General features: G+C 45.4%; 15 protein-coding genes. 10 read left to right on the forward strand and 5 right to left on the reverse strand.

What is annotated here, in order from left to right; translation table 11 throughout:
- Window positions 1–125: 125 nt before the first annotated feature.
- Both AAFP14_RS24310 and AAFP14_RS24315 read right to left on the reverse strand, forming a co-directional pair.
- Window positions 126–380, reverse strand: a complete 255-nt coding sequence (locus tag AAFP14_RS24310) for a DUF7219 family protein (RefSeq protein ID WP_340519965.1) — start codon at window positions 378–380, stop codon at window positions 126–128.
- 277 nt (window positions 381–657) lie between these two features.
- Window positions 658–825, reverse strand: coding sequence for a metallothionein (locus AAFP14_RS24315; RefSeq protein WP_341734760.1), 168 nt, complete (start codon window positions 823–825; stop codon window positions 658–660).
- A gap of 172 nt (window positions 826–997) precedes the next feature.
- Between AAFP14_RS24315 and AAFP14_RS24320 the strand changes: the two genes are divergently transcribed.
- The gene (locus AAFP14_RS24320; RefSeq protein WP_341734761.1) at window positions 998–1,408 is read left to right on the forward strand and encodes an ArsR/SmtB family transcription factor; all 411 of its coding nucleotides are present in this window, start codon (window positions 998–1,000) and stop codon (window positions 1,406–1,408) included.
- Between the two features lie 17 nt (window positions 1,409–1,425).
- Entirely contained in the window at window positions 1,426–1,605 is a 180-nt protein-coding gene (locus AAFP14_RS24325; protein ID WP_341734762.1) for a hypothetical protein, read from the forward strand.
- Window positions 1,606–1,809: 204 nt separating this feature from the next.
- Here AAFP14_RS24325 and AAFP14_RS24330 read toward each other — a convergent pair whose 3' ends face one another.
- On the reverse strand, window positions 1,810–2,007 hold the full coding sequence (locus AAFP14_RS24330; RefSeq protein ID WP_340519941.1) for a heavy-metal-associated domain-containing protein: 198 nt from the start codon (window positions 2,005–2,007) through the stop codon (window positions 1,810–1,812).
- Window positions 2,008–2,187: 180 nt separating this feature from the next.
- Window positions 2,188–3,003, reverse strand: coding sequence for a sulfotransferase domain-containing protein (locus tag AAFP14_RS24335; protein WP_341734763.1), 816 nt, complete (start codon window positions 3,001–3,003; stop codon window positions 2,188–2,190).
- A gap of 422 nt (window positions 3,004–3,425) precedes the next feature.
- Between AAFP14_RS24335 and hpsA the strand changes: the two genes are divergently transcribed.
- From hpsA to AAFP14_RS24370, 7 genes are all read left to right on the forward strand, one after another.
- Window positions 3,426–8,426 carry a hormogonium polysaccharide biosynthesis protein HpsA gene (gene hpsA, locus AAFP14_RS24340; RefSeq protein WP_341734764.1) on the forward strand — a complete coding sequence of 1,667 codons (5,001 nt, stop codon included), beginning with the start codon at window positions 3,426–3,428 and terminating at the stop codon, window positions 8,424–8,426.
- A 2-nt stretch (window positions 8,427–8,428) separates the two neighbouring features.
- Complete coding sequence (gene hpsB, locus AAFP14_RS24345) at window positions 8,429–9,181, forward strand: hormogonium polysaccharide secretion pseudopilin HpsB (protein ID WP_341734765.1); 753 nt, start codon at window positions 8,429–8,431, stop codon at window positions 9,179–9,181.
- Window positions 9,182–9,238: 57 nt separating this feature from the next.
- Complete coding sequence (hpsC, locus tag AAFP14_RS24350; protein ID WP_341734766.1) at window positions 9,239–10,288, forward strand: hormogonium polysaccharide secretion pseudopilin HpsC; 1,050 nt, start codon at window positions 9,239–9,241, stop codon at window positions 10,286–10,288.
- Window positions 10,289–10,346: 58 nt separating this feature from the next.
- Entirely contained in the window at window positions 10,347–10,958 is a 612-nt protein-coding gene (locus AAFP14_RS24355; protein WP_341734767.1) for a GspH/FimT family pseudopilin, read from the forward strand.
- Window positions 10,959–11,876: 918 nt separating this feature from the next.
- Window positions 11,877–12,494 carry a pilus assembly FimT family protein gene (locus tag AAFP14_RS24360; protein WP_341734768.1) on the forward strand — a complete coding sequence of 206 codons (618 nt, stop codon included), beginning with the start codon at window positions 11,877–11,879 and terminating at the stop codon, window positions 12,492–12,494.
- Window positions 12,495–12,686: 192 nt separating this feature from the next.
- The gene (locus AAFP14_RS24365) at window positions 12,687–13,565 is read left to right on the forward strand and encodes a class II fructose-bisphosphate aldolase (protein ID WP_341734769.1); all 879 of its coding nucleotides are present in this window, start codon (window positions 12,687–12,689) and stop codon (window positions 13,563–13,565) included.
- 318 nt (window positions 13,566–13,883) lie between these two features.
- Window positions 13,884–16,121 (forward strand): Tex family protein, encoded by a 2,238-nt coding sequence (locus AAFP14_RS24370; RefSeq protein ID WP_341734770.1) that lies wholly within the window; start codon window positions 13,884–13,886, stop codon window positions 16,119–16,121.
- Window positions 16,122–16,297: 176 nt separating this feature from the next.
- On the opposite strand, the gene AAFP14_RS24375 is transcribed toward AAFP14_RS24370, so the two are convergent.
- Window positions 16,298–16,810: a hypothetical protein gene (locus AAFP14_RS24375; RefSeq protein ID WP_341734771.1), complete on the reverse strand. Its 513-nt coding sequence runs from the start codon at window positions 16,808–16,810 to the stop codon at window positions 16,298–16,300.
- A gap of 159 nt (window positions 16,811–16,969) precedes the next feature.
- On the opposite strand from AAFP14_RS24375, the gene AAFP14_RS24380 reads away from it, so the two are divergent.
- Window positions 16,970–19,096: an FAD-dependent oxidoreductase gene (locus AAFP14_RS24380; protein ID WP_472851086.1), complete on the forward strand. Its 2,127-nt coding sequence runs from the start codon at window positions 16,970–16,972 to the stop codon at window positions 19,094–19,096.
- Window positions 19,097–19,417: the final 321 nt, after the last annotated feature.

The raw sequence follows: 19,417 nt of genomic DNA on the forward strand, positions 1-19,417 counted from the left end.
ACTTCAAGTCGGGATAGGGCATTGCCACGACTCTAAATGTACGCAGAGAGAAGGTAAGACCACTTGTGGCACATCTCGATGAAGCGTAAAGAATCCCCGCGCGTTTACGCCGGGGAGTATGTCAACTAGGATTGCTCATCGGTAGTGGGAGGTTTTTGTCCTATGCCCAATTGTTTCTTGGATAATTTTAATTCTTTCCACAGCGCTTTAATATCTTTATAAGCTTTCTCAGCGCTAATTTTGCCCCCTGTTTCCAGGGAACAAATGTAAGTTATTTTTTGAGCAAACTCTTGCAAGTTGGCATTGAACGCCAAGTTTTCTGGCGTAAAATCGCCGTAGTAGCGATGGCGAGGATGTAAAAAGTCTTCCCGCTCCGTCATTGCCCCCTCCTAATTCCTGTTTTGATTCGGTTTCTGCTGTTGATTAGCACTATTTGGATCTAATGTAATGGCGATCGCTTGCTTCCATTGTAGGGCGCAAGTAGCAATTGCCTGATTTTGCCTTGTACTTATCTTTATTAATCTAATTTTAACCTGATTTTAGCTTAATTTTAACTTTTCTTTAACCTTATTTCACCAAAATTGGGAGCTGCGGATACCGCAACTCCCTTTTGGTATAGTTTACAGGTTTTTCTTAACTTGTGTGCAAGCTCAACACTTACTTGTGGCAGTCGCAGCCTGTGTGGCCACAGCCACTGCCGTTGGGGTGTCCGTCGGCGCAAGCAGTGGAACAGTATTGTTTGCCGTCTTTTTCAATGGCTGCACTCAGGTTGACAGTGCACGAGCAAGATGGACAGGCACATTTTGTTTGGGTTGCAGTGGTCATAGTGTTTTTTCTTGGTAGGTTGGTTTGTTTATATTTATATATGAACACATATTCAGATATATGTCAAGGGGATAGGAAATATTTTTGAAAGTGGGCGGAGGGACTATGTAGAAATCCTCAAATCTCAAATCGCATTAAAATGACAATGAGAACCAAAATAAATCTTGAAAGAATGTTATCTAACTCTGCTGTGAATGGGGCGGTAAATAGACCGATCGCCCAAAATGATACACCAATCTGCGATCGACCGCACCTAGTTGACAGTTTGCGAGTCCAGGATATTCAAACCCAAATTCTCGACACCGCCAAAGCTCAGCGTATGGCAGAATTTTTCAGTCTTTTGGGAGATGCGAACCGCCTGCGGCTGTTGTCGGTTTTGGCAAAACAAGAACTCTGCGTGTGTGATTTGGCGACGACTTTGGGGATGAGCGAATCGGCTGTGTCGCACCAGTTGCGGGCGTTGCGGGCGTTGCGATTGGTATGTTATCGCAAGGTGGGGAGACAGGTTTTTTATAGTTTACTCGATCGCCATGTTTTGGAACTTTATAATGCCGTGGCGGAACACTTAGACGAAGCGGATTAAGCTTTTGGGAAGGGGGAATGGGGAATGGGCAATGGGGAAGGGGGAATGGGGAATGGGGAATGGGGAATGGGGAATCGGGAATGGGGAATTGGGAATCGGGAATGGGGAATCGGGAATCGGGAATGGGCCATTGGTGTCAACTTAAGCTGTCAGCCCGCCAAGTTCGTTGGTCATCCCGCGAGTCCGACAGGGGTTGAAACCCCTGTCTCATAGCTAAAGTCCTCTCAAAGAGGACTAATGAGTTGAAAATTCTTCTCTTCAGTCCTCTTTAGCTGTCAGCCCGCCAAGTTCGTTGGTCATCCCGCGAGTCCGACAGGGGTTGAAACCCAGGGCTGTTTCATTCTCAAAAAAATGAGAGTTTTGTAGGGGTAGTGCTAAGAATGCCTACCCTCCCCAACGACTTAATCTTCGACGGTGTGGCCTGTAGCAACAATCGCCTGTTTGATTGATTCTTCTGCGGCTTTAGCCTCAACAGTTACAGTCTTAGCTGCGATATCTACATTGATTTTAGCTTCTGGTTCCACTGTTTGGATCGCTTTGGTAATTGTGTCTCCGCAGCCGGCACAGGCGATGGAAGGGACGTTAAATAGTATGGGCATAATTAAGGGAGATTTGGTAGATGACTGTTGTTTTATTTTAGTCTAATAGCAATTTCATAAAATAGCGCTAGATATTACCCCCCCCAACCCCCCCTTATTAAGGGGGGGCTAAGACTTCATCCATAGCACATAGGTCAGAAAAATGGTGTCACCAGCCCCTAGAGGTTGAGGGAAATTTGATTAATCCCAGCCGAAATCTCGATCGCACATTTGGGCTAGTCTTTGATTGTGCGATCGAAAATATGCTCTCAATTGCTCGTAGATAGCCTCGCTGATGGGCGGATATTCGGTGGAGTTGTATTTTTCGTAGGTTTGTAGCTGATGGGGTGGTAAGTTTAAGAACTCTAAGACGGTGTTGAAGGTAGGGCTGGGATTGGTGTACAAGTCTTCGCTTTTGATGATTAAGATTTGTTCCTTGGGAAATAGTTTCATCCAGGCTGGAAGTTGATCTGCGTAAATGCCGCGAGTTAAATAGCTGTGGTGTCGGTGTTCGTAACTGTAGTAGTTGGGGTTGGCGATCAGTTTTTCAATTTCGCCTTGGAGTCTTTCGGGTTCGGAGGCGATCGCACTTTCTAATGATAGCGATTCGTAGCCAATTTTGATATAGTAATAATAATGGGAAATAGCGCGGTCTATGGGGTTTCTCAGCAGGGCAATTATTTTGACTTGGGGACACAAATCGTGGATTCGCCCTGGAACTTGGGGATGAAAAATATAGTAGGGGCTGGCTTCTCCTGTTGTCAGATTTTCGCCGTTTTCTGGCTGGGGAAACTGGGAATAATACCAGTCTGCACCCTTGTCGAAGTTGAGGTCAAAATAATGTACTTCTTTTTGGGTGGCGGGGACGATTTGGGGATGTTGGGTGAGATAGTTATATAGGGATGTGGTGCCGCCTTTTTGGACGCCGATGATGATGAAGTCGGGGGGTTTTGGGATTGGGTTCATGGGTTGTAGGTTGATATTTTGCATTTGTAGCGACTGTTTCGGATTTGGCATTTGTACCGATAGTCCGCCGGGGGTTAAAAACCCCCGTCTCATAGCGCAAGTCCTTTGAAAAGGACTGAAGATGTCTTTCCCGATTCGAGAATTCCGCGATCGCCCATTTTAGCTCCGATCGAACTTAATCTAGATCTGGGTCAAGATCGATAAAATATATCGCGCCCAACAAGGCTTGTAGGGGCGGGTTTTACCAACAATCTCGGCCTTTGACCAATAATCTCCTAAACCCGCCCCACCCAAGGGCAAATCGCGGGTTGTGGGCTGGGAGATTTTATTTTTTAGCCAAATAACACATTCTGTGAATTTTTGCAACGGGTTGATATGAATGTTGAATATAATGGGAATTATAAAAATGGGATCGTACTGTCGAGCAGTAACTACCTGCAATACCATCTCTGAAACTATTCAGGAAGGCGTCAATGTATAAAAGCAAATTATCTAAAGTTATCGTATCGCTGTTACGGCGGGTTCTCGGTGTGACGCGATCGGGTGCGAAGCGGCTAATGAGGGCAATGTTGCGATCGCTCATGGCAATGGGCCGACGGGCAAATTTGCCCGTGGCGGGGTTTGTGTTGCCGACGGTGACGATGGTATTGTTGGTGGTGATTTTGCTGACGGTGGCGATTACTCTGCGATCGTTCGATCGGGCGAATAATGCTCGGAATGTGCGCGTGAATCAGCAGGTATTGGCGGCGGCGACTCCGGCGATCGATCGGGCGAAGGCGAAAATTCAGTTTGTGCTGGAGCAAACCCAGGGTAGGGGTACGCCTTCGGATCGAGACTTGTACTTTCCCATAGCAAACCCCATTGCAGGTTCAGATAGTTATACCTTTGGGGACGAGGAACGACTCATAATTAAATATGACCTCAACGATGATAAAAAAATAGATCCAAATCTTGGTGTTAACGCTCTCGGCTTTATTGTCGAAAAAAATGAATCGATAAATACTGCTTGGAGATATCCCGTCGATACGAACAACGACGGCAATTTTGATACTTTTACTCTGTACGGCATCTTCTTCCGCACCCCCGCAAGAGATGACGATCCTAAGAGTCCTACCCTGGGTGACTTCTTAAGAGAAAGAAAGCCGTTGGAAGCAAGGACACCGCCACTTTCGGTAGGAGGACTTAAGCCTGGTTGTAAGCAGGGTGGAGGTACTGTAGCAAGTTTAGCAGGAGACTCAGGTTGGTACAGAATAGACGGCAAACTTAAAAAAAGTTTTTTCGTTTATACAGTTAACGTACCGATGACAAAAGAAGATGCTGCTACCAATCCTAAGTATAAAGAATTCACAGGAACTTCTAGCATTTCAGCCCTGGAATATCAACAAGACCAAGCTCTTATTCCGCTTGCAAACAACGCGGTTGTCTATGAAAACGATTTAGACATATCGCCTGGGCCACCCATAAATCTAAACGGGCGGGTATTTACGAATAGTAACTTGCTGGTATCGGGTTTGAATAATCCTAACAGCATAAAACTATATCAGGTCAGCAGTCCAGATTCCTGTTACTACGAGCAAGAAAACAGTAAAATTGTTGTGTCAGGTAATGTAGTAAATGGTTGGGCTGGTAACAATGCGCCCAAGAATCCAGTGGACATACATCTTTTTAAAAAAAGTAGCCTCCCAGGGAGTGGCAGAACATCATTCATACTGGGTCAAAAAGCCGAAATTAAACAGCCAACAGGAGAGTCAGCTACAAATCCTAGCTTAGATGTTCTTTACAATGACCAAGCGTATACAGAGCGCCTATCTTTGCTAGTGGCTGCACAGATGGGGCAGCCACTACCAGGTACAGGTTTAGCAGACCCCGATGTCCAACCCGGCGACCCATTTTCAGTCCAGCGGAAACCGGAAACCCAAACCAGGGAACAGGCCCTGAGAGAATATTTTAAACAGATGCTCCGCAAGGTTCCTTTTGCGGAAGTGCCGCTTGGAGGCGACGCAACCGCTGGTTATGGTCTTGCCTGGTCAATACCCGCCGGAACCCCACCCATTTTAGGCTCAAAAGACACCCTAAGACCTGTAGACGAATGGAGTATTCTCGACCCTGCTAAAACGAAAATTCAGCTAATAGCAGATCAGCTAGAAGCAGTAGACCCCTTAAAAGAGTCAGAGGAAGAGAGATTTTTAGGCGATCGCGTTGTGGTAGGCAACAACTTGCCAGCGATCAGATGGGATGCCACCAAGTTAGAATTGACCAAAAAGCCGGAAATATTATCTGGTCAGAAGTGGAATAAAACAGACCCCGTAGATCCTAATTCTCCGCGGACGCGATCCTCCCAGGTAACTAAGCTTGCAGATTTGGGCGCGACGGAGCGCGGGGGTTTCTGGGAAGGAGCAGCAGCAGAAAAACCGAAAAATCCTCTTGATGGTGTTGGTGGTTTGCGTGTCATCACCAGTGCAGGAGTTTACGAGCGCAAAAATTCTTTCCTTCCACCCCCCAGTTGGCTAAATTCTGCTGGGAATCCAGTCACTGGTGACACCGATACTTACGACGACCCAACAACTACTAGCACTACTGAAAAGTTCCCCGTTGTTTGGCCAGATTCCATGCCCATGTCGCCCTTGGGGTTGGGTTCTGAAGTTTACAACAATAGTGGTGGCGGACTTTTCACCGCGACAAATTGGACTAAATGGCAATCTTCTTGGTCCACCACCCTGCCATCAGCGACCCTCCCATCGATCGACCCGAATACTCGTCAGTATGCCAAAGGCGATTTGCGGATGCGGGCAACGGCAGTTTATCACTATGCCGATAACGGCTACGACCCTATAGCGCTAGCACCAGGAACTGAACCAGATCAAACCCCCATTGCCTGCGTCAGCAGCTATTACGACCCTAGTACAGCTTCCACCGCAAGAAATATTTCAACACTACCAGCAGATAAAAGTGGCGATATCTCACTTGGGACTCCCGACAATCAAATTGGCTCCAATAACGGAATCACCTACGGCCCCCCTGGAGGAGCGCGGCCCGCTGCTTCTACCCGGAACACCACTACAGGCTTGCTGAGCGGTGGAGATCCAGTTTTGGAGGCCCAGGCAAACTTGGTCTTCCCGGACGGTAGGTTTGCTAACGAGCCGTTGAGAAAGGCTCTTTTATTGGCTGAAGAGAAGCGCACCTTGGGAGATAAAGCTGCTATTGACTCAACGAAGTGCGCGCTACAGATACTTAAGGGCGAGATCGTACCAGATGATACAATTGTGCCTCACGGCGCGATTCAAGAAGTAGCATTTTTGAATGCCAGAGAAATAAAGGCGATCGATCGCGATGACTTGGGAACGAAAGTGAATGAAGCCTTTACTCTGACCAGCGTCACTACAGCAAACGAGGCTGCACAACTAACAGGAAACTACAACCTGCCCTTAGAAGAACGGCAACCCCTAGAAATTCGTGCCACTCAGATAGACCTCGATGTATTGCGAAGGACTAAATTGGGAACGGACGAGTATTTACTGCCAAACAGCGGGATTATTTATGCCACTCGCGACGATGCGCTGCCCGATCGTAGTCATCGCCCAGCTATTGTAGGAGGTGGCTTAGATGAAAGCACGAGCGCAACAGTCAGCCCCACAGATTCCCTGCTAGATCCTACTCGCAAGCCCAATGGAATTCTACTGGTTAATGGTGAGAAGCTAAGCAGAGATCCAGGCAAATCGACTACTGTGGCTGATGTAGTTAAAGAAAAGGGGCTAACTTTGGCATCTAATTTGCCAGTTTACATCAAAGGCACATTCAACCCTCACAGTGGAGAAGAGTTTACTGAGGCAGTGGGTGATTGGAGTACATTTTACGATCGCAAAAACCTCAATAGTAACTTTGGTTGTCGTCCAAAGGACCCCAGATTAAATGGTAAATGTACAACAGGCGACTCTTGGCGCCCAGCAAACATCCTATCTGACTCAGTAAATTTCCTTTCAGCAAATTACCGTTTTGGTTTCCGCAACGAAGGAGATTTTGATTTGAGAAATAATGCTGGTGCTGCTGCTGTATTGCCTCGCAAAGAGCAAGGATTTTACAGCAACAACTTTGTCACAAACGGACTTTCCAGCGGGGCATTTAATGCCACGAGTGGTCAGTTAGTCAACACAGGAGGCACTGCACTTACTGATAACAACTACGCAGAAAACAGCAATCCTGTTAACAGTTCTTACTTCAACAACTTCGTTACTCCTGTGCAGCGACGGGGAAATTTCCCAGAGTATGTAATGGAAGTTTGTAACAAAATCCCCGTTTATGCGTGTACTGAAGATGACTGGTTTGTCAATCCTCTAGCCGGGGCACCAGGCAAGGCAACAAGCACTGTGACTCAAGACTATATCTCACCTGACCCTGCTAACCCTCTTACTACTACTTTTCAAGCTGGATCGACGGTCGATCCCCCACTGCCACAATTGCAGCGATTCCCCCGCCGTGTTGCTTTTTCAAGAGTTCCTGGTGTTGAGCTAGAGTCCACAACTGCTCCTGAGCCATTAGGGATTAATGGAGGAAAAGTTGTTAAAGGGGCAGGCACACCAAAGGAAAATTCTCTCTGGTTTGCGACTACAGCAGTGCCTGGGGGTAGTACCGTGACTTACGATTCAAATTTCCCCTATGTGTTTAATCAAGCCCTAAAAGACGGTACGGGCGCTGACCTACCAGAGTTATCAAAAGTTCCAGGACCAGGAAAAGGCACTCAGCCACTACTAATGCCTGTTTTGAATCTGCAAAACGTGACTAAGGCTACTGCTGGCGATCCAAGAGGTGTCGATATTGTTAACAATACCGGATGGATACCAAAGGCTGTAAGCACAACATTTAATATGGTGCTGGCGTCGAATGATACTCCTTCGCGAGCGATGGGTAACGGCATTGGTGACTTTAACGGGGGGATGCAAAACTTGCCCCGGTTCTTGGAAAGCTGGAATTCCGGGACTATTGCCACAAAAATCCAGGGTTCCTTTATCCAGTTCGGCCGGAGTGCTTACAGCACCGCGCCCTATATCCCGATTCTAGATCCAGGGGCTCCACAGCAAACAGATTCGACTAAGTTGCGGAGTCTTTTTGATTCACCTCCCTCAAATCCGTCGAACCCTGATGCTCCACAGCCTTACTACAGAACTGATAACGGTTCCTTTGAGATTAATGGTCAGCGGCAAGGTCGGATTCCGTTCTTTAGTCCTCCTGCTCGGGATTGGGGTTATGACGTGGGCTTGCTATCTCAGCCTCCAGACTTGTTTACCAGAAAGTTTACGACTCCTCCCTCAAAACGAACCCCGGACGAGTATTTCCGGGAAGTATCTGGCAATGACATATGGGTGCAAACATTGCTGTGTGCTTTCATTGATGACGCTACGGGGAAAACGCCAGCTATCAATATCAGTAACAAACTGCGCCCAACAGACTCATTCTGCAAAACTTATGCAGGTCAGTAATCATGAATAAACTACCCACAGACAACAATTACTCGGAACCTTTGTTATTTAAGAGCGCAGAAGTAGAAACAAAATTCAGCACCCCCCAGGCTGAGACTAAATCTAGCAGTAGTTCCGAAAAATCAAAGCGACAAGATGCCGGCTATACGATTATCGAGTCGTTGGTAGCAATGATTGTAGTTTCGGTGCTGATGATTGCGATCGCCCCGGTGATGGCCTTCTCAGTAGCAACTCGCGTCCAAGCGCGGCGGACGGAACTAGCTGCGATGGCGGGGAGAGCTTACATTGACGGTTTGCGAGCGGGATCTATTAAGTTTAATGACCCCAACAACAAGGGGTTTCCCGCTAAATCCGCCGACTTGGCTAAGCAACAAGCTCCGACAAGTAAAGACAACTTATACTGCGTTGACATGGATGGAAAAGGTTGTGAAATCAGCAGCACTAAAGACTTTTACGTTCAGGGAGCTTGGCTAAATAAAGATAATATTACTAGCGGCGATCCCACATCAAAAGGGTATCAGCTATTAGTTCGTGTTTACAGGGCTGATTCCTTTGCTCCCGGCGTAAAATTGAAAAATCCCTCAGATACGCCAACAAAGCAATCTATTGTGGGTTCTGGTTTGGGTGACAAAACAATGCCAGTAGTAGAAATGGTTGCTGAGATTCCCGCCCTAGGAGACACACCTGACAAGTTAGAGGCTTACAAGTCACTGTGCATTCGTCTGCAAGGCGATAGTACAAAGTGTAAATATTAAATTCCTTGTTATTCAATTAAAATAGATGCCCATAAATTAGCAAAGGAAGAACTCAAAATGAAAAATTTACTCAGGTTGCTTGTGAGAACTCAAAGCCAGCGAAACCTCTCTCAGGCTAAAACCGAAAAAGGAATGACTCTGGTAGAGTTATTAGTTGGAGCAATCATGGCATTTCTCATCATCACGCCCATGCTCGGTTTTGTAGTCGATATGCTGAACACCGACAGAAGGGAACAAGTCAAGTCAAACACCGAGCAAGACCTTCAGGCAGCCGTTGATTTCATCGCCCAAGATTTGAGCCAAGCTATTTATATTTACGATGGCAAAGGAATCACCGATATCAAACCTCAACTCCCTCCAAACGATATAAGTAAAATTCCGATTCTAGTATTCTGGAAGCGGCAACGGATTAAAGATGCAGTTCCTATTAACCGCGAGGTTTTTAAGAATGTAAAACCCAAGGATTGCAATAGTAACTTAGATAAATGCAACGACACCGATGTACTGTCATTAGTTGCCTACTATCAAATTAAAGACAATGAAGCTACCTGGTGTCAGCCTTCTGGAGGCACTTGTCCTACTCGAATTGCCCGTTATGAAATTAGGGATGGAGTAAGAAACCCTGACGCGACAGATCCTACAGATCCTTATTACAAAAGCGATAATACTGAGACAATACTATCTCAACGAAAAGATGTAGCTTTTAATCCAGAGTTTGACTTGAGTAAGCCCACAGAAAAACTTACATTTGTTGACAAACTTACAGACAAAACATCTGGAGCAACAAAGCAGGAAGTTTTAGTTAATTACATCGATCATAGTCCAGGGCCAGCAGTCCAAAACGATGAATGCCAGACTGCTCTTGGTAATCCTACCGACCAAAGAACTGCAATACCAATCGGAGAAGCAACGCTAAGAATACCCTCGCCAGACGGAGTAAATAGCTTCTATGCTTGTGTTGATACAGAGAAAAACATAGCCAGAGTCACAATCAGAGGAAATAGCCTCCGTCGCCTTCAAACTGATGCTAATTATGATGCCAACAAATCGGCATTTTTCCCAACAGCAAGCGTGCAAGTACAAGGTCTCGGTGCGCGAGGAAAATAAGTGATTGATGAAACATATTTAAGAATCGCATATATAGCACATAAAACAGGAAAACAACATGAAAATTCCAATTTTATTCAAATTTTTGCATATTTATAACACCCAAAAAATCGGCAATTTCCCACATACTAAACCGAGAAAAGGCGATGAGGGTTTCACCCTTCTAGAAGTCCTGGTAATCGCCCTGATCCTAGGTATCCTCAGTTCCATCGCCGCTCCCGGTTGGCTGGCTTTCATCAACAATCAAAGGGTGCGCACAGTCAACGATCGCGTTTTGCAAACCTTGCGAAGTGCACAAAGCGAAGCAAAGCGAAGTAAGCGGGATATCACAGTTACATTTAATTCTACTCCGGCTACTGCCCCGCCAACAGTGACGATTAACCCGCCACTACCTACGGGTGGTAGTACCCAGACGTTAAATGCTGGAGGCGAAATCAAACCGGGCACTATTTTACTTTCAAGTCAAGCTAATGGAGCTACCACCCAATCAATTACCTTTGATTATCAAGGAAATATCACAAGCCCATCAATAAACAGTCAAACACCACGAAAAATAACTGATGGCTTTTCTGTCACAGTTCAACCTACTGGTGGCGGTGCGAAAAAGTGTGTAATTGTTCAAACCATTTTAGGAGCAATGATAACTGAAGAAGGGTCTAATTGCCCCTAGTCTGGCAGATATTTTTTAATCTCTAACATCAATTCCGCGTCACTCCTGAATTGTTAAGATATTTTAAATTAAATTAATTCGTATTTCGACTCAAATTATATAACAACCATCAAGGCGCTTTGTCTTAACGTCCTAATTCTTGTCCCCCCCCTTGGCAAGGGGGGGCTAGGGGGGGTCGAAGAATGTTGCACGATTTTAGAGAAATCCTATTACTAGAGCGCTCCAGCACACGCAGAGAGACAACAGAGAGATGAATACAAGACCATGAAGAGGGGATTTGATATCCAAGGTATAGCAACCGCCAAGGCGCTTTGGTGATTGAACCCTTCGACTCCGCTCAGGGAACGATCGCATTTATGCCTTAACCACCTTGGCGGTTGCTATAATATCAGATTGCTGGCAAGACTATTAAATCTAGATCCCCCCTAGCCCCCCTTAAGAAGGGGGGGATAAGAGTACGATCTTTCGTCCCCCTTCTCCCATCCCCCCTTCCCCCCTAGGGGGGGGCTAGGGCGTGTTTTCTTGCCTGATCCATCAGAGCCCGATCCCCCTCGCATCCCCCTTAAGAAGGGGGACTTTGAGCTTCTTTCTCCCCCCTTTTTAAGGGGGGTTGGGGGGGATCTCCGGGGAGAGAAAACACGCCCTAGGGGCAGGCCTGTTTCATTCTGGTGACAAATCATGGTTTTGTAGGGGTAGTGGATGGTGCGTGCCTACCCTCTTATACTCAGCTTCGATAAATCGCGGAGGATGCCAAATGCGATCGATATTTCACAAACACGCTACACATCGAAAGTGCGATCGTACCTTTCCTTAAATTTCCGTAAATACCGATCTATACATACATCAAATTCAGCAATTAATATAAACCTAATTGAATTAGATAACTTTTTTTTTCACGCCATTTAGGAGTGCATCTAAATGTCAATTCATAAAAGTTTCACAAGCAGAGCAACTGCCTCTGCTGCGGGTTTTACAGTGGTTGAATTACTAACCATAGTATTAATTTTAGGCATAGTCAGCGCAGTTAGCGCTCCCGCTTGGCAAATGTTCATCAACCACTACCGCATCAAAACATCAGTCGATCGCGCTTATCAGGCCATGGTAACAGCCCGCAGCAACGCCAAATGTGATAAAATTGCATGGCAAGCCAGCTTCAAACAAGTAGGAAACATCGTACAAATAGCCATTCACAAATCCGATACTCCCCCAGCCACAGTACCCCCAGGGGAATGGAAAAGTTTAGAACCAGATATTCAGATAAATCCAAATGAAACAACATTTGTTTTGTTCAATGAGCAAAATGAATATGACAAAGATGGAGCTATTCGACGAGCCATGTTCAATTTCCAAGGTTGCCCGGTGTATAAAAGCACTGACGACTGTGGCTTAACCAGTATTCGAGCAAAAGGAACCTTTACATTATCTCATCCTAATCTTCCCAAGGGCGATCGATGTGTGATTATCTCCACAATTTTAGGACATAAACGCATCGCCCAAAGACAAAAAACAGCTCAAGATGACAGATATTGTTACTGAGACTGTTACTGAGGCTGACGGTTGAATCCTGAAAGCGCGATGGAAAATTTGGGGATAGGAACTCCGGTGTCTGAAAGCTCAAAATACTGGAGTTTTTAGGCGATCTTTTGCCACAATTCCATACATTTTATACATTTTGTACATTCACCGATAAAATTGTAAGTATTCAGAACCGTTTTGAGCCTGGTACTTATGCTGACATCAACTAGCGAATTGCTGGAAACAGCCCGGAGAAATGCTTATGCGATCGGGGCTTTTAATGTTTATAACCTCGAAGGAGTTAAAGCCGTGATTGATGCAGCCGAAGCGCTTCAAAGTCCGGCCATGCTTCAACTTCACCCCAGCGCCCTCAAATACGGAAAATCGCCTTTAGTCGCCCTTTGCATGGAAGCAGCCCGCAAATCCTCGGTACCCATCGCCGTACATTTAGATCACAGTACCTCAGAAAAAGACATCCATCTAGCCCTAGCCGCTGGTATCAAATCAATTATGGCAGATGGTTCTCCTTTACCCTACGAAAAAAACTTGAGTTTTACCCGCGAAATGACTCTATTATCCCACGCTAACGGCGCGGTAGTTGAGGCAGAAATTGGCAGAATTAGCGGCACGGAAGATGGTTTGACTATTGAAGCAAAAGCTGCAAAAATGACCGACCCCTTACAAGCAGTTGAGTTTATTCAAGCAACTAAAGTGGATTTTTTGGCGGTAACAATTGGTAATGTTCATGGTCAATATTTGAGCGAACCAAAACTCGATTTTCCCCGGTTGGCAAAAATCCGGGCTTTGGTTTCTGTGCCCTTAGTGCTGCATGGTGCTAGCGGTTTACCCGAATCAATGATTAGTGAATCTATTAAATTAGGTGTATCTAAATTCAATGTCAACACCGAAGTTCGGGAAGCTTATATGGAGGTGTTGAAAACTAGCAGTTCTTTGTCAGATCCTGATTTGCTGGAAGTGATGACAAAGGCGATCGATGCCATGCGATCGGTAGTTGCAGGCAAACTCAAGCTTTTCGGTTCCGCAAACAAAGCCTACTTGCACCAATCTCCCTATGCAGAAACATTCAAATAACAGCAGAGTCGAAATTTGAGAAATGACTGCATTTGTGCTAACATCACTTTACTACCCATAGAGATATCATCAAAAGTTTCTCAAACTCTTCGGAAGCATCCCGATGTTGCATAGGCTGTACCATGACCGCAGACAATTTATTAGTAATAACCAGAGATTTACAGCCGTCATGCTACAGCCCCTAGGAATATATTTGCCAAACACAGATGCACCCAACTCTTCTTAATCTCTTCTCCTCTGGGGTTAATTTTTGTGATTAATCCCCGCCACTCCTAAATAATTACTTAATCGCCAGCAATTGACCATAAAATCTGCACTATGCTCAACATTCCTCAACTAATAGCTCAAGAACTGTCCATCAATCTTGCTCAAGTAAACAATGCTCTGGAACTCTTCTCTGAGGGAGCAACAATTCCATTTATAGCCCGCTACCGGAAAGAAAAAACCGATTCTCTTAATGAAATTCAGTTACGCGATATTTCCGATCGCTTTACCTATCTGACGGAAATTGAAGACCGCAAAAAATCTATTTTAGCGACTATTTCAGCCCAAGGAAAACTCACGGAAGAACTGGAAGCCAAAATTCAATCTTGTTTGCAAAAGAATGAATTAGAAGACCTTTATTTACCTTATAAACAAAAGCGGCGGACGCGAGCAACAATTGCTAGAGAAAAAGGTTTAGAAGCGCTCGCCGAGTTTATTCAGTCTTTGAATAAACCCGAAGCTAAACCAGCAGATGTCGAAGCGGAAGCAGCTAAATACATTTCTGAAGAAAAGGGAGTGAAAACAGCAGAAGATGCTCTCAAAGGTGCTGCGGATATTTTAGCAGAAGGTGTGTCGGAAAAAGCAGAGTTGCGGTCATACTTGCGAGAATTTTTGATGGAAACAGCATTGTTTGTCTCCAAGATTAAAGAGGATTTTCCTGAAGGAAGTACCAAGTTTGAAATGTACCGCAATTACCAAGTGGCCGCCAGAAGTGTTAATTCACACAATATGTTAGCACTGTTTCGGGGAGAAAGTGAAGGAATATTGGATTTAGACTTGAGTTTTGATGAAGCAGCGGTGATGGCTTATCTGGAATTTCAGGAAATTAAAACTAAGATACCCTTTGTTAAGGAGTTTTATCGATCGATGTTGAAGGATGCGTTTAACCGACTGATGAAGACTTCTTTGATTACGGAAGTGCGATCGCACAATAAAACTGCTGCGGATATTGAGTCGATCGCTACTTTTGAAACCAATTTCCGGGAGTTGCTGCTGTCTGCGCCGGCGGGAATGAAGCCCACATTGGCGATCGATCCGGGATTTCGCACCGGCTGCAAAGTTTCCGCCCTGGATGAAACAGGACAATTTTTGGAATATCAAGCGATTTTTCCACACCAAGCAGCCAGTCAGAGACAGCAAGCTGCTAAAATTGTCAAGCATTTAATTGAAAAATATAAAATTGAATTAATTGCGATCGGCAATGGTACCGCTTCCCGCGAAACCGATGAATTTGTGGCCGAAGTTTTGGCAGAATTAGACACCAAGCCAATTAAAGTGATGGTGAATGAATCCGGCGCATCGGTTTATTCCGCCAGTGAAGTGGCGATCGCCGAATTTCCCGATCTCGACATCACCGTCAGGGGCGCAGTCAGCATTGGAAGACGTTTACAAGATCCCTTAGCCGAACTGGTCAAAATCGACCCCAAATCCATTGGAGTTGGACAATACCAGCACGATGTTGACCAAAAACTGCTGAAAAAGAAACTAGATGAAACAGTCGAAAGCTGTGTCAACTATGTAGGAGTAGATTTAAACACAGCCTCCAAAGAGTTGCTAACTTTTGTGTCAGGAATGAGTCCAACAGTAGCCAAAAATATAGTCAATTACCGCAACGAAAACGGTGCCTTTAAAAATCGTCGCCAACTCCTGAAAGTCCCCAAACTCGGCCCCAAAGCCTTTGAACAAGCAGCCGGATTTCTCCGCATTCGCAACGGCGAAAACCTGTTAGATAATACGGCAGTCCATCCCGAAAGTTATGCGGTAGTTCAGGCGATCGCCAAGGATTTGAACATACCGCTGACTCAAGTAACACAAATAGCCGAAAAAATCAAGGGTGTAAATATTAAGAAATATGTCACAGAAAAAGTGGGCGAACCAACCCTGCGAGACATTATTTCCGAACTAGAAAAGCCGGGTAGAGACCCGCGAGCTGAGTTCAAATACGCTACTTTTAAAGAAGGAATCAAAGGAATGTCTGACTTGACAGCGGGGATGGAATTGGAAGGAATAATCACGAATGTAGCTAACTTTGGGGCTTTTGTGGATGTGGGAGTACACCAAGATGGTTTAGTGCATATTTCTCAATTAGCAGACAGATTTGTCGAAGATCCCAAACAGATTGTGAAAGTCGGACAAGTGGTGAAAGTCCGAGTTTTGGAGGTGAATGAGAAGTTGAAGCGAATTAGTTTAACAATGCGATCGCCAGAGCAAGCAAAGAGCGATCGTAACATCAGTTTACCGCAAAGAGCGCCCACCGTTAACGATTTGAAAGTAAAGTTTAACAAAAGGTGATTTCAAGACCGAGAGGGTAGTCACGGGGGGGTTCTTCGGGAGCATCCCGATGTTGTAAGGGCGAAGCATTTCGGCAGACAATTTATTAGTGATAATCAGAGATTTACAGCCGAAATGCTTCGCCCCTACGAATATATTTGCAAAACACAGATGCACCCCGTTCTTCTTCCTTCTACTTAATTAAACAATGTAGATAAAAACTTAGTAGCGATTTTTGCTTCTATCTTAAACGGAACTATAAACAAAATCAACCCAAATATAAACATACCTAACAAGGGAATAAATATAGGTCCCACAGACGGTTCTGCCAACCAAGCAAATAAAGCAAAAATACCAATACTACCTGTGAACCACAACCAAAAAATCATAAATATCATCACAAGTTTATGCAAGCTCATGTTAATATCGATGACACAACCGAAGGGTTGAGGATGTATTTCTCCTTGAATAAATGGCAGGAAGGAATTGCGGCCGCTGATAATCCGACTAATTTTAAAAGTCTTGCCATTTATGGTTCCCTCATAAGGTTTTGGAGGTGGTGGCCCAAAAGGTATCACGACTCTAAAAATTTTGGGAGTATCGACAACTTCATCTAATCTTTGCAGAACCTTAGAAAAACTTAAACTTGTGGTAATTTTAAATTTTTCAAAAGGGAGCAAAAATCTAAAAAATCTGAGAATGTTGCTCATCGGGTTCATGGGGATATTAAATAGTTGTTATACTTACTAATCCGCTAGAAAACTAAAAATTTGCTCTGACAGTACACTTAAATGTCAGTATAGTGCAAAATAAAGATTTGGACACCATAAGTGTCTGGAGTTATGTCAAAATTTAGCCAACAATCTGCGATGAAACCGCCAAGGTATTTATTCTGGCTCAAAAGTCGATCGCTCTTGAGCCTATCTCTCGGTCTAATTTCGGTAACATCCACTATTTCACCCGTATTTTCCGCGCCAAATCGCAATCTAGATCGGGAGGAAACTTGTGATATTCTGGTAGCAGGTGGCGGACTGGCCGGTGCTGCTACTGCCTACGAAGGTTTACTGGCTGGTCGCACGGTTTGTGTGACGGAAATTACGGACTGGGTAGGTGGTCAAATCTCCTCCCAGGGAACTTCTGCACTAGATGAAAGAGAGACTCAGCGATCGCTCTTATTTTACCCCCGCGGATACCTAGAATTACGACGGCGCATCAAGGAACATTACGGCCGTCTTAATCCTGGTGGCTGTTGGGTTAGTTATTCCTGTTTCATGCCCTACAATGGTCACAAAATTTTATTTGAAATGTTACAGGATGCTGCTAAAACCGGGAATGGTAAGCTGAAATGGTTTCCCAATACGGTAATTAAAGAACTAGAAATTACTCCTGCTGTGGCGGGAAATACGGTGGGTGGTCAACAAATTAAAAGTGCGATCGGCATTTCGCACAAACCAGCCCCCAATACCCCACCAATCAACACCGAAACCCTTTCCAAAACCATCGAAGATGCCTACCGCTACGAAAATTCCGCGCGATTTAACAAAACCATTATCCGGTTTATTCCCAAACCACGTCAGACCCCCCCTAACCCCCCCTTACCAAGGGGGGGGAATGCCACAAGTTCCCCCCCTTTACAAGGGGGGGCTAGGGGGGGTGCTGATTGGTACGTTGTCGATGCCACAGAAACCGGCGAATTAATCGGACTAGCCGACGTACCTTACCGCCTGGGGATTGACCCCCGTTCCCCCCTAGAACCTTCCTCTGGAAGTCCTACGGGCGATGCTTATTGTACTCAAGGTTTTACCTACACCTTTGCCATGGAGGCAACGAAGGAACCCCAACAGCAGCAACAGCCATCTTTCTATCAGCAATATGCTCCTTATTACAGTTACGAATTGCAGAGATTAGCTAGTTTTCCTTTGGTTTTCAGCTACCGCCAAATCAGGAGTATGAAACCCGATGAACCGCGCCCTGCCGACCCCAAGCAATTCCCAATTTACCCTGGGGATATTTCCATGCAAAACTGGACCTGGGGTAATGACTATCGCCCTGGTTCTTCCCAGGATAATTTAATTTATTCTCGCGCGCAACTCGCAGCGAACGGTCAACTGCAACCCGGTGGCTGGATGGGTGGTTTGCGAACAGAAACATTGCGGCGTGGGGAAGAAAATGCTAAAGGCTTTTTCTACTGGTTGGTAGCAGGAACCACTGACTCGCAACTGGGTAATGGTGTGAAAAAGCCTTATCCAAATAATCGATTTTTGAGCGGACTAGATTCGCCGATGGGGACCGTTCACGGACTTTCTAAATATCCTTATATGCGGGAGGGTAGACGAATTATTGGCCGACCAAGTTTGAGTCAACCTCAAGGTTTTACGGTGTGGGAAGTTGATATGTCTCGCACTAATTTTAAGGATAGTTTTTACCGTCAGAATTTGTCGGCGGAAGATTACCGGAATTTGTGGCTGAATTTGGGTGGTTTAAATGCGCCGGCTTTGGCTGTGGGTAGTCAATCGGTTGAGAATACAAAATCGCGATCGCGCGCTACGATTTATCCAGATGCTGTCGGTATTGGTCATTATGCGATCGACTTTCACCCCTGCATGACCAACAGTCCCCCTGAAGCCCCCGGAAACACCGAACGCGAAGGAACTCGCAAAGGTCAAGGTCAAGCTTATCCCTTCCAAATTCCGCTGCGGGCAATGATTCCTCAGAAAATTGACAATATGTTAGTAGCTGGTAAAAGTATTGCTGTCAGCCACACAGCGGCGGCGGCTTATCGGGTGCATTCTTTTGAATGGTCCGCTGGTGCAGCCGCCGGAATTACGGCTGCTTTTTCCCTAGAAAATGGGATTATACCTTATCAATTGGTGGACGAATTGCCCTCCCGCGAGCCAAATTTGGAGGTGTTACAGTTGCGGCTACAACAAAATGCCAATCCCATCGCATTTCCGGGTACTTCTATTTTTAATAGTTCCTGGCAAAACTGGAAGTAATCTTAGTTGGTAATCTGTAGGGCATACCGTAAGCACCATTGGTGTCAACAACCAGGCTAAAACCCTCTGCATCTTTCATTTGTATCGAAGTTTCGATCCCCCTAAATCCCCCTTAAAAAGGGGGACTTTGAGTGTTCCGGTTCCCCCCTTTTTAAGGGGGGCTAGGGGGGATCTCTGGGCCTATAGTCAAACAGCAGACCAATAACAACTGCCCGCATCTAATAACCAGCAATTTGTAATCCATCTTTAGGTAGAAGCAATCAGACACTACTTGAGCGCCATAATATCAATAATATCAAAACTTAAAAATATTCCCCCTCC

The sequence above is a fragment of the Microcoleus sp. EPA2 genome (assembly GCA_020882975.1).
Classification (GTDB): Bacteria; Cyanobacteriota; Cyanobacteriia; order Cyanobacteriales; family Microcoleaceae; genus Microcoleus.

Coding starts and splice junctions, on each gene's coding strand:
- AAFP14_RS24310 (WP_340519965.1), bottom strand. CDS start 380: ATGACGGAGCGGGAAGACTTTTTACATCCTCGCCATCGCTACTACGGC.
- AAFP14_RS24355 (WP_341734767.1), top strand. CDS start 10,347: ATGAAAATTCCAATTTTATTCAAATTTTTGCATATTTATAACACCCAA.
- AAFP14_RS24365 (WP_341734769.1), top strand. CDS start 12,687: ATGCTGACATCAACTAGCGAATTGCTGGAAACAGCCCGGAGAAATGCT.
- hpsB (WP_341734765.1), top strand. CDS start 8,429: ATGAATAAACTACCCACAGACAACAATTACTCGGAACCTTTGTTATTT.
- hpsA (WP_341734764.1), top strand. CDS start 3,426: ATGTATAAAAGCAAATTATCTAAAGTTATCGTATCGCTGTTACGGCGG.
- AAFP14_RS24380 (WP_472851086.1), top strand. CDS start 16,970: ATGAAACCGCCAAGGTATTTATTCTGGCTCAAAAGTCGATCGCTCTTG.
- AAFP14_RS24370 (WP_341734770.1), top strand. CDS start 13,884: ATGCTCAACATTCCTCAACTAATAGCTCAAGAACTGTCCATCAATCTT.
- AAFP14_RS24315 (WP_341734760.1), bottom strand. CDS start 825: ATGACCACTGCAACCCAAACAAAATGTGCCTGTCCATCTTGCTCGTGC.
- AAFP14_RS24325 (WP_341734762.1), top strand. CDS start 1,426: ATGGGGAATGGGCAATGGGGAAGGGGGAATGGGGAATGGGGAATGGGG.
- AAFP14_RS24330 (WP_340519941.1), bottom strand. CDS start 2,007: ATGCCCATACTATTTAACGTCCCTTCCATCGCCTGTGCCGGCTGCGGA.
- AAFP14_RS24335 (WP_341734763.1), bottom strand. CDS start 3,003: ATGCCAAATCCGAAACAGTCGCTACAAATGCAAAATATCAACCTACAA.
- AAFP14_RS24360 (WP_341734768.1), top strand. CDS start 11,877: ATGTCAATTCATAAAAGTTTCACAAGCAGAGCAACTGCCTCTGCTGCG.
- hpsC (WP_341734766.1), top strand. CDS start 9,239: ATGAAAAATTTACTCAGGTTGCTTGTGAGAACTCAAAGCCAGCGAAAC.
- AAFP14_RS24375 (WP_341734771.1), bottom strand. CDS start 16,810: ATGAGCAACATTCTCAGATTTTTTAGATTTTTGCTCCCTTTTGAAAAA.
- AAFP14_RS24320 (WP_341734761.1), top strand. CDS start 998: ATGTTATCTAACTCTGCTGTGAATGGGGCGGTAAATAGACCGATCGCC.